Annotated in this window: 8 protein-coding genes; all 8 read right to left on the bottom strand. The window is 40.4% G+C overall.

Going from position 1 to position 11,518, the window contains the following annotated elements; all coding sequences use genetic code 11:
* Window positions 1–60: 60 nt before the first annotated feature.
* Complete coding sequence (locus G602_RS0113355; protein ID WP_026659474.1) at window positions 61–1,665, bottom strand: xylulokinase; 1,605 nt, start codon at window positions 1,663–1,665, stop codon at window positions 61–63.
* Window positions 1,666–2,304 carry a haloacid dehalogenase-like hydrolase gene (locus G602_RS0113360; RefSeq protein WP_026659475.1) on the bottom strand — a complete coding sequence of 213 codons (639 nt, stop codon included), beginning with the start codon at window positions 2,302–2,304 and terminating at the stop codon, window positions 1,666–1,668.
* A 16-nt stretch (window positions 2,305–2,320) separates the two neighbouring features.
* The gene (locus tag G602_RS0113365; RefSeq protein ID WP_026659476.1) at window positions 2,321–4,045 is read right to left on the bottom strand and encodes an MATE family efflux transporter; all 1,725 of its coding nucleotides are present in this window, start codon (window positions 4,043–4,045) and stop codon (window positions 2,321–2,323) included.
* Window positions 4,046–4,092: 47 nt separating this feature from the next.
* On the bottom strand, window positions 4,093–4,734 hold the full coding sequence (locus G602_RS0113370) for a hypothetical protein (protein ID WP_026659477.1): 642 nt from the start codon (window positions 4,732–4,734) through the stop codon (window positions 4,093–4,095).
* Window positions 4,735–4,746: 12 nt separating this feature from the next.
* Entirely contained in the window at window positions 4,747–6,069 is a 1,323-nt protein-coding gene (locus G602_RS0113375) for an MATE family efflux transporter (protein WP_026659478.1), read from the bottom strand.
* Between the two features lie 21 nt (window positions 6,070–6,090).
* Complete coding sequence (locus G602_RS0113380; protein ID WP_026659479.1) at window positions 6,091–8,340, bottom strand: MATE family efflux transporter; 2,250 nt, start codon at window positions 8,338–8,340, stop codon at window positions 6,091–6,093.
* A gap of 260 nt (window positions 8,341–8,600) precedes the next feature.
* Complete coding sequence (locus G602_RS29020) at window positions 8,601–9,626, bottom strand: hypothetical protein (RefSeq protein ID WP_049945224.1); 1,026 nt, start codon at window positions 9,624–9,626, stop codon at window positions 8,601–8,603.
* A gap of 58 nt (window positions 9,627–9,684) precedes the next feature.
* Window positions 9,685–11,322: a hypothetical protein gene (locus tag G602_RS0113390; protein ID WP_026659482.1), complete on the bottom strand. Its 1,638-nt coding sequence runs from the start codon at window positions 11,320–11,322 to the stop codon at window positions 9,685–9,687.
* Between the last annotated feature and the right edge of the window lie 196 nt (window positions 11,323–11,518).

An 11,518-nucleotide genomic window follows, 5' to 3' on the forward strand; every position in this document is an offset into this window, starting at 1 on the left:
AATATATCAATCGTAAGGCGCAGTTTTCCTACAGCGCTGGCATATGGGCATTAAAATATGTCACATTGTAAATCTGTCGTTTAATTCCCTGAAATTCTTAGCATTACATTTGTATAATCTCTTGAACACTTTGTAGTTTCGTTCATAAACTTCTTTATTCTCCGGGTTGGGGACATAGATCGCTTTTACTTTTACAAGCCTTTTTGAAAGTTCAAGTACATCCTCGCCTTTTATTCCTGCTGCAACAACGAGGGCTGTTCCGATGGCTCCAACCTCCTGAGAATTATTAATTGTCTCAATTGTCCGGCCGGTAATGTCCGCAAGCATCTGGCTGGTAACAGAAGACAGAGCACCACCTCCCACAAATCTGATTGTATCGGAGGTTTTTACCTTTTTAGCCTGACATTCCAAGAGCCATCTGAGGTGATAACAGATACCCTCAAGAACGGCGCGGATCATGTCCCGCTTGCCGTTTTCAACTCTTATATTAAAAAATATTCCGCCCGCCTTGGAATCCTCAAAGGGACAGCGGTTCCCGTGGAGCCAGGGTGTAAAGATCACACCATTCGCACCGGGAGGAACCTTACTCACCTCATCAGAGAGGTAATCATACAGACTTATATACTTGTGCTCTACATCATCAGTTATCTTTGCATCATTTAAATATATACCCACTTCATCCAGCGCAAGATGATTCATCACCCATTCAAAGCATTTCCCTGCTGTTTCAAGTTCTGCATAATAATTGAAGTATCCGCGCTTAGCTGATAAAACTCCGGTTATCATGGCATCTATATCAACAGTCTGATAATCCAGATAAGTCGATACCCAGCCTGATGTTCCGACATATATATGCGTATCTCCTGGTCTCGTACACCCGGCACCGATATTGACGAAGGTTGTATCGCCACCACCTCCAAAAACCGGTATTCCTTTTACAAGCCCTAGCTCTTTTGCAGCTTTTTCAGTCAGTCCGCCAACCTTATCTGTAGATTCAATTATTTCAGGCATATGATCCGGGTTCACCTTATACATTTTTAGTAAGCCCTTATTCCAGCCTTCCTTTCCTTTTCTGGTATCATAGAGGAAGGTTGCAAAAGCTGTATCTGCAGTTCTTAGTATCCTGCCTGTGCAACGTGAAGTAAGATAATCACTGATATCAAGCCATTTATATACTTTACTGAAAACCTCAGGTTCGTTATTTTCCACCCATTTATACTTCCAAACAGGATCCTTGGCACTTGTTGAACCTGCATAATTAACAATCAGATTCCGTACAAGCTTATACAGACTACAGCCTGAGACCTTGATTATGCCACTTCCCATGCATTCCTTATACTCTCTGACTCCCTTTTGATCCAGGTAATTCATCGGGCGCCTTAAGGCATTTCCGTTCTCATCCACAAGTACCGTTCCCTGCATTTGCGAGCAGAATGCCATTCCCTCTATCTCTTCCGGCTTAACGTCAGATTCCTTGAACAGATTTCGTGTAGTGGAACATAAAGCTGCCCACCATTCTTCAGTATCCTGCTCTGCACCGCCATCGTCAGAAATATAAAGACCATATTCGGCAACATCACTAGCTATAAGACTTATTTCCGAACCAATATTAAACAGGCAGGTTTTTACATTGCTTGTTCCAAAATCATAAATTATGATATACACTTACTCATCCTCTTTAAGGTGTATGCTCCACCCCGTGTCAATCTTCTTTTTAACTTTACCCATAGTCTCCTTATCCAGATCAGGCCAGTCAATTACTGTAGTCGCCTTATTTGTCACAAGGTATGCTTTTTCCGCGCATAAGGCAATTGGTGTATCAGCAAGAGAATCCGAATAAAAATTGTCGATTACAGGAAAACCGTGGTCGATAATGTACTTCGCCTTTTCCTTTGCATACATCAGATTATTCAGGAAAATACCGTACTCACGATCATATTCCGTAGCCATGTAATTTACACCGAGCCTCTTTGCAATAGGTCCTATAATGCAGTCCGGGGACGCACTGATAATCAGGTCATCCGGCTTTTTCTGCGCCAGATACCACGCTGAAATCTTCTTCTCATATTTGTCCCAGTATTTCTCAATCTGCTCATCAAAATCATCTATCATGGTCAGATAACTGAACATCTTTCTCTGAAGCTGAAAATTAGGGATCTTACCTTGCTCATGCTGAATCAGACATTTAATAAGTCCGGGAAAAAAAGTAAACCACAGCTTGGGATGCCTTTTCATGCACCAGAGAGCAAAACCTATAGAACAGTCCGAATAGAAAATAGTTCCATCAAAATCATATACATTCATGTTCTTTTCCCTTCTCTCACTGACTGCTGTGGCCAAAGCGAATCATGTTCCTGTTATATCCCGTAGTTACAAGGTATGCTTTTTCTTCCTTATGCGCCTGCATAAGTCCGCTGAGTATAAATCCGCTGATACCCTTGATCTGCAAGTTTGGATCCGTAAGATCAAATAGTTCACCGGAATCACGTTCTATTATCAGGACAGAATCCTTTTCAAAGAAAAGTGACAGTTCGATCAAAACCGGCTTCTTAGACTTTTTATTTCTTTCAAGAATGGTTAAGCCTATCTCCTCTACGAAAAGAGCAGCCCGATTGGCTTCGGTATTTACATAATGCTGTGAAAGCAGGCTCTCTCCAACACTTTCAGAAAGCGCCGCTGCATTTTCCGCCGTCAGGACACCCTCCATAACCACAATGTTCGTGTCCATGTCCTTAAGTAAAAATGGGAAATTATCCTTACCGAACCGGCGATATACAAAGAACATCGCACATGCAAGGGTAAGTAATGGAGCAATGGCAAAACCTGCCCACATTCCCTTTATCCCAAATAACTTCGCACCGGCTATAGGAAGGCAAATATATAACAGACCATTCTGAATACATGCGAAGCATGTTGCCATGCCGATACGGTCTATAAGCATATAGTAAGAGGTTGTAAGAGATACTGCGCTGCAGAAGGTAAATCCAAGAGACACAATTCTGACAGCCATTATCGAAGGTGAAAGAGCTTCGCCACCTGCGATTCCAAAGAGGCCGCAGAACTGCTTCGCAAAAATCCATATCAGAGTCGTCGCTACCACTCCTTCTAAGAGTGCAGCTTTTATTCCGGCAGTCATCGCTCTCTTTATAAGCTTATGGTTCTTTTCTCCAAAATAGGTTCCAATAAGAGGCTGCAAGGCCATACCAACACCGTCCATGACAACGCTGAACTCAATCAGACTGACTACTACTGCAAGGGTAATAAGCCCGGTATCGCCATAATTTCTTGATACAAAGCCTATCATCACATAATCCATAAGCGCCCAGCATAAATACACTGAGGAATCTACAATGCTATAACGGGATGTTAAGAAGAAGTCCTTAATTGAAAGATGCCACACAAAATGAAGGGTATTTACTTTCCTGAAATAATGCCACAGACAGACAAGGATACCAAGCCCGTTTCCGATTACGGACCCAAGAATAATACCCGTCATTCCAAAGAACATAGTCAGAACAATGGATAGAACTATATTTCCACCAATCTGGAACACATAGCAGATATTATTGCAGAGCTCATCTCCGTCACTGTAAACCATCTGCTCCAGATAAAAGATAACGATAGTAAGAAATGCATTGATTGGAACAAGCCGATAATACCTTAGCGCATTATCAAGAATGTCTCCTGTTATATTATTCGCCCCAAAGTAGATATCCCGGATAAAGAAGATGACCAGCGCTGATATCAGGCCAATTGAAATACTTATAATAAGTCCCTGACCGTAGATTTCATCGGCACGCTTTTTTCTCATCGCTCCCACTTCTCTTGCGAAGACAATTCCGACACCTGTTGAGACAAGGTCTCCGAAGAAGGTCACAATACCGGTTACAGGAGTAATAGCATTAATAGCTGCAACTCCTGATTCTCCAATAAAATATCCCGCAATGATACTGTCACAAAGGAGCATAATGTACATGACTGCTTTAGTGAATGTACCTGATATAAACATAGACCTGAATTTACGTTCACAAAATCCATTTTTCATCACTTAGTACCTCACTTTAGAGACATTGGAACCGTCCCCTTGTCTCATCAAAATAAAACATCCTTAAAGAGATTTGTGGTTTTTTCTTTTCCAATGCTCTTTACAAACACATCGGTTGATGGTCCGCCGTGCCAAAGAAGTCCATCCACATATGCTGCGGACTTGGCACTTTTTGCTTCTAAATCTGTAACAGGTTCAGCATACACAGAAAGAAATGCCTGCAGATAATCAAGGCTTATTGCATCAAACATCTCGGAATCTTTTTTCTTCCCCTTAAAGCCAATGCTCTCCGGTAATTTAATGCTGTCGTACCAGCGACCTTCTGTTTCATATTTTGTAAAAGCATTTTTGTTCTCTACAATATTCTGAAGACTCTTAAGATTGCACTTTTCCAAACATGTATCATACAACTCTATGATAAGTGTCTCTTTACCCATGGCCTTTATTCTGTCGTAGGAAAACAGTGGAAGGTCAATATCCTTTGGCACAATTATCAAAGTATCCATTTTCATAAGTCCAAGGAACCCCTTGGCCGCCATTGTTGATACATGCCCTAGTCCTGCTGCTTCATAAGCCTTTATGTCAAATATCATGCCGCTTACCTTTAATCCGTCATATTCGGAAGTGTCTATTGGAGCAAGCTTGTATTTTTCATTTATCAGCTCTAATAAATCGTCGAGTAAATTCATATCTTCCCCTTTTTAGTCAAGATGCATCAGTGTATAATCAAACAATTTTTCTCTTTTTATAAGTCGAACAAAGAGATACATTAGCGTAAATGCCATGGTCGGTCCCAGTGTCATACCGACCACTATTCCCACCTCCGAGGTCTGTCCGAGAAGCATGCCAAAGGCTATGGGAAAAATGGCTATGCCTAAGCCTAAGATAGTAATCGTTCTTGGCAGGCGCTCCGTGTACTGATAAAAAATAGCAGTGATTCGGGTAAGGCAAATGAAAATAGCAGTCGGTGCAAATATCTTCAGCATCAGAGATGTCAAGGCTGCAGTCTCTGCATTGTCTATATCAAAAGCCTCGGGCAGTAAAGATGATGCCAGAAATATAAGCCCCATAAGCAATGCTCCCTCTATAAGTGCCGCACGAAGCGTTTTCTTTATAGAGAGATCCATACACCTGCTGCTGTTTTTACCTATACTGTCATTTACCGATACAAGTTCAAATTCACTTATGCCCTCGCTCAGGTAAAAAGTAAACTCGAAAATATTTATAACTACTGAAACACCGGCAACTCCTGCAGCACCATAGTTCTTAAGTGTAAAGGAGTTAATCCCGAATTCCATTATCACCACAAATATAGAAATTGCACTCTCAGGAAATCCAAGCATTGCCACCCGGAGCGCTTCTTTGGGATTTAGATACCATACGAACTTAAGCCCGTGCTTTTTTGAAAACAGGAATGTCAGCTTTACCAATAGCGCGATCAGAAGAGACAAAATTGATGCCAGACCGATGCCCATAAGTCCCATTTGCGATCCAAGCTGTATTGAAAGCAGTACATTTATACCGATTCTGCAAATAATGGCAATATAGAAATGTATAAAGCCTCCGCGGTACAACACATAGGCAAACATGAAGGTATCAAATATATCCACCAGGGGATAAAATCGCATAACCATAAAGTAGCTAAGGGCATTGTCATAAACGGAAGGATCATTTGCCACAAACCTGACCAGCTGCGGTGTAAAGATTACATATATTGAAGCCAGCGCGATCCCGCACAGACCGCATACGATTATTGTCTGGCTAAATAACTCACACATTTTTTTGTGGTCGCCGGCACCATGTGCCCTTACAATAAGCGCGGCCCCTGCCACACTGGCAAGATATGCTATAAACACTTCCAGAATCGTATATGGCGTTATCAGATTTACCGCCGCAAAAACTTCGTCAGTAAACAGATTGCCAACCACAATCTCATCCACGAGCGTCGCTATTATTTCCAGCACGACACCCATAGTCGCTCCGATGAATATCGGAAAAAAGCGTATATCTTTTTGATTATCCATAAATCCCCCACTTTTAGATATTTATTTTCTTAGGCGAATCGTACTACTGTTGCATGACAAAAGCACATCATAGCTATAGCTGTCATCCTCAATATCAGGTTTAAACAATTCGCCGTTATCCTTAATTATTATCTCAGGCTCTCCCATAAATCTCAGGACACACTCACCCAGGACTTTATGTTTTCCCTTCTTTTCTTCTGTCTTCTCAAAAAGACAAAGTGCCAGGTTTTTAACCTTCTCTATCTTGTTTTCTTCTATTCCCTGACCGGCCAGATTATCACTGATCCAGTTGTTTATTCTTTCATATTCCTCCGGAGAATATTCAAAGGAATTCATTTTTACCTTTTCATAGTCCGGATCATCTAATATAAACGGAACGTTTTCTCCGCCCTTAATAATGAATACAAATCCAAAGAAGATAGACACTGCTGAAATCTGAGCCAAAAGCATGCCTACACCCATTGCAACAATCCCGCCTTCCAGACTTAAGGTTACACAGAACAGAATCGGGAAAAGAGCTGTACGGAAAATAACCATCATACATGACCAGAACGGTTTTCCGGTATCACCATAATAATCACCAAGAAAACCTCCCACAGAAGCTGCAATTACCCCTACAGCACAATACCTGATACATTTTATAAGCTCATTTCTAAGCGGAGTATCCTCGATATCATATAGCGTTAGTACTAGACCCGGCATCAAAAGTAAAAGCAGAGCCATTGCAGTACCGATAATAAGACATACCGTCATAGCTTCCTTAAAAAGGATCTTTATACCCTCACTGTTTTTTTCACCGGCATAAGTAGCTATCAGATACTCTGCCGCCTCGGAAGGTCCCTTTATCATCTGATATATTTCCAGCATAGCGCAAAGCACTGTGTTGGCGATAAGGTATCCGCTTCCCCAAAACAGCAAAATAGCTTTTGTAAATGCTGCCGAAACGATAGACATACATAAGCCGGATGTATTGGTTTTAAGTGAATGCTCCGCAAATCTGAAAAGGTCCTTAAATGAAAACCAAAATCGCAGCTTATAGGTATTACTCTTTTTAAGAAAATGGATAGACACAACCAGCAGATAGAATATATAGCTTAGCGCAGTAGCAAGTGCAAGGCCGCCCATTCCCATGGTTTTTGACAAGATAATGGATGCGCCGACATTAACTCCAAATGAGGTAAGATACCCTGCATATGAGAGCATATCGTCTCCTTCTGACGAAACTATCTCATCAAAAAATGTCGCAAGTGCCATAAACGGAGGAACTAAAACATAATACTTATAATAATCTCTTGCATATGCTCCGATTTCCTCTGTAGCTTTGTAATATCCAAAATATAAATCCTGCGAAAAATGGAATACTACAGTTTGTAAAACGCCTATGAGTAATGTTGCCAAAAGCCCCAGTGTAAAAAGCTGTCTGGCCCTCTCATAGTTATGATCTCCCTTTGCTCTGGCACACATATTTGAACATCCGGATGTGAGGAAATTAGAAAGGAAGGTACTTAATGAAACCAGTGGAAAAACAAGTGAAGTCGCTGCCAGTGCATCAGTTCCCAAAGTATGACCGGAAACAACTCCGTCAACCATCGTAAGTGCAACAGCAAAAAGAAAACCTATGGAATATTCAAAAGCTCTGCTCCTATACTCTTTGTTGATGAAATTTTGCTTTAAAAGTGAATGAATAGCATCAGACAGTTTCCCCGTTTCTTTCAATTTCCTTCGTATAGCTATGCACAAGGCCAGTAAAACCGTACCTATCAGTGCTATGGAAATACAGGCTGAAAAGGCATTATTCTTAAGTGCTGTCATCTCTTCAAGGAGCTGCGATCTTGGCCAGTCCTCGACAATAAATCCGAAGAAAAGTACAGCAGCCGGCGGCGTTGCCAGATATGTTACAGCGGTGTTTACAAGTATCTGAATGAAATTAAAAATTATAATTTCCCTGAAACCGAATTTATCCTCATCCTGAACAAGGTTCCTGTATATTACACCAATCAGTGCAATTGACAGTCCCTCAAAAAGACCCACAAAACCAAATTCAAAACTTCCGTAGACAAGAAAATCCGTAAAGACACAGCTGAGCATAGACGTAAAGAATCCCACGACCGGGCCACAGATAACAGATGCCGTAACCACTATGGATTCTCCAAGCCATATAGAGTCATCATGGCACGATATAACAATCAGATAATCAAGTAGAAGTGCCAATAATGATATGAGCACAATCTGTATAACGCGATTAATAAAGACACGTAAATGCTTTTCCATATATTCGTCCTCTAAGTACTACATAGATTATTGTTTTTCATCAGATAAACGATAATCAAACCACGCATAGGAACCGTATTTTCTCATAATCTTATACTATCAGCATGCTTAATCTGTTTGCAACGCAACAACACCGTAACGCCGCATATATAGAGAACTTTAATAATTTGATTATATATAGGTTATATTTTGTTATTAAAATAATCATTATTTCGTGATTAATTAAGACATGGGGACGGAACCGTCCCCATGTCTTTGTCTTATTGATTCATCATAAGTATGTCATAGTATTCATCATATAATCCCAGACAGGCATCCATTCCTGCATTAGTTGAAAGTGCTTTTTCAAGAACGGTCTGCCATGAACCATATTTAGCATAAAGTGAATCTGCCGTAGGTCCTTCCTCATTGCCATATGCTTCCAAATTACTCTTCTTTACGGACGCAAGTTTTTCAGGATCATTATTATAGCTTTCGAGCCTTATCTCGTTACGACGTCTGCTGACTGTACGGGCAATAGTTTCAATGTCTTTTCCTTCACCGAGAAGCTGTTCAATCAGGCGATACAATTGTTCATTATTTTTATGATACTCTTCACGTTCTTTCCTTGCCTGAGCAACTGCTGCAGGATCAGTCCAGTCCAGAGCATTAACATATTCCTTAAGACGTGCGGATTCCGGATTGGGTGAAAAGCCATAAACTGCATCTGGATTTACAATTGCATCCTTAAGAACCTTATAATTTTCTGCAGGATTATGAACATAGCGAAAAGCCGGGTACTTAGTAAGCATAACAATGGCTTCCGCATTGCCTGTCATATCAAGATCAATGTGTTCAGCACGTACAGAAGATGAAATCTTCTTCCACTCACCATTCGAATATCGATACGCATTTAATCTGCTGTCTGCTTTTATCTCAGGTGACCAGAGTGATACATATAGGCTTTTTCCGGCTGTGCCCCCAGGTAGCTTAATCTTAACAACAGCCACAGCTTCCTCAGCCTGTCCGGTTGCATAGCTCATTGCTGACTGCTCATAGTTTCCGGCATAGTCCAGCATTGCAGTCCAGCCTGTAGTCTTGCCATCTACAACGACATCATTTACGCCGCTTGCAACGGGAATGACATGTTTTAACTTCGAAGCAATTACTACCGCATTGTTATTGTATTCCGGATTGGTTTTAGCCTGTAAAGGAATAGTAAACAAATTGAAAAGAAGTACAACACCCATAACTACAGTGCATAAACCACCGCATACCTTTTTAGTCGTCTTTTTTATTCCGAACATTACTATTGTCACCTCCTATTGAAAAACCAACAAATTCACCTGATGTATATCGCATACATCATATTTCCAATTTCACTATCCTTACTACGGAATCATTTTTATACTTATATGGACTGTCCCAATAATACTTCGTGGTTATCATGAACATATCGCCTTTCCCATTGAACCAATAGCCCATAATCATTCCTTGTATATTAGCAAAATATACAGGCTTCAAATCCATATTTAATATATATACTGTTTTAGGAGAAATCACAGCTATATAGTCTTCTCCTTTAGCACCTGTAATCCTGATGCAAGATGATATCTTTTCTTTGAGCTTGAGATGAAGCGTCTCTATTGGAGTAACCTGTTTCTTATTAAGATCTACACAATAACCACCAACAATAATCTGACGTTTTTCCTTTATATAGCAATACCCACCGATAACACGATAAAAATCAAAATCCACCGGGACCAGCTCTGTATCCCGGAGCTTCATATCCGTGTCAAAGAAATCTACCCTGACAAACTTTTTAGGAGACTTTTCATCCCATATAGTCTGTTCTCCTATTCTTAAAAGAAATCCATCTTCAGCATAAAGCTTTAAATGATTTTCGAAGTATTGGATATGTTCATCTGCCAGAGAGTGATGGTTAGGAAAAATCTTATCATTAACGCGCTCTATATGGTTATAATTCCCGGCTTTTTCCACGTACTCAACTCCATGCTCATCATACATAGCTTTACCTTTTGGAGTTTGGATTCTCAGCGAATCACCGACCATATACATATCAAACTCAAGTGGTTTCTTATCTTTCTCCGGAATAAGGATTTTTTCTCTGTATGGCCTGCATGCCTCTTTACCTTTCGCAATCACATCAACAAAGTCTGTCCATCGGTAAACGCAAAATCTCTCGCCCCAGTGCCTATTGTTTTCATAAGCAAAACCGACCTTGTAATCCATATCTGAAATCGCATCCAGATCATAATCAATATCATGATCAGCCTCAAGTCGGGGTTGATCTCCCTGAATCAGCTGATAAGATCTGCAATGTCCCAGATTAATCTCTCCTTCGGAATCCGGCTGCAAAAGAGTAATAATTCCGTTATATACATCGTTGTAGCAATATGGCACACCTTCAACTTCCTGTATTACAGAAGGTTCCTTTTTTATTCCCATACCGGCCTTTTCAGCCTTTTTTTCAAATTCCAATTCTTTAATGGCTGCAGCCCTGTCGGGAATAACTTCCTGCCCATCCAGAGCATCATACATCTGCTTATCTAAATAAAGAGGGAGGCTACATAAAGCGGCAGCCCTGTCAATTGCTTCAGGTGCAAATATTTCCTTAGTAATCAGATATCTGAATGCTTTTGCAGTTTCATCATCAAATTGGAGCGCCTTAACCAGTATGGGAATATTTTTCTTAAAAACAGTATTATTAGACACCTGATAATACGCCTTCTTTACCCCTTCAAGATAAAGGGACATTTCAAAAACATCATCATCAAAATAATTAACACAGATAGCCGGTTCTTTTAGCTGCGCAGACAGATCCTTTGCTATTTTCATCATCGCCTTAAACTTGTAGTCAGGCTTTGCTTCCAAAATAGTATCCCAGCCTTCTGCAATATTAATGACGCAATAATCCTTTTTTAGCGCAAAGTCACTTTTGTTGGGATTATATATATGCGCATTACAGAATGTAGTTCCCATTAAAAAATCCTCCCGATTAGTACTCTCTTTTGCCAAAGTAATTTGTGTTTCATGTAATAATTAGAGTTTAACAGATTTTGTACATTTGGTAAATTTGCACAAATATAATATCCTCCTCTTCCCGATAAAACATATCATTATCAAAAAAAGGAGGTATTTGATAACCACGACAGTAGTCAGTTTGAAATGTCAAGCT

The sequence above is a fragment of the Butyrivibrio sp. AC2005 genome, assembly GCF_000424145.1.
Taxonomy (GTDB): domain Bacteria; phylum Bacillota; class Clostridia; order Lachnospirales; family Lachnospiraceae; genus Butyrivibrio.

Coding starts and splice junctions, on each gene's coding strand:
- G602_RS0113370 (WP_026659477.1), bottom strand. CDS start 4,734: ATGAATTTACTCGACGATTTATTAGAGCTGATAAATGAAAAATACAAG.
- G602_RS29020 (WP_049945224.1), bottom strand. CDS start 9,626: ATGTTCGGAATAAAAAAGACGACTAAAAAGGTATGCGGTGGTTTATGC.
- G602_RS0113390 (WP_026659482.1), bottom strand. CDS start 11,322: ATGGGAACTACATTCTGTAATGCGCATATATATAATCCCAACAAAAGT.
- G602_RS0113360 (WP_026659475.1), bottom strand. CDS start 2,304: ATGAATGTATATGATTTTGATGGAACTATTTTCTATTCGGACTGTTCT.
- G602_RS0113380 (WP_026659479.1), bottom strand. CDS start 8,340: ATGGAAAAGCATTTACGTGTCTTTATTAATCGCGTTATACAGATTGTG.
- G602_RS0113365 (WP_026659476.1), bottom strand. CDS start 4,045: ATGAAAAATGGATTTTGTGAACGTAAATTCAGGTCTATGTTTATATCA.
- G602_RS0113375 (WP_026659478.1), bottom strand. CDS start 6,069: ATGGATAATCAAAAAGATATACGCTTTTTTCCGATATTCATCGGAGCG.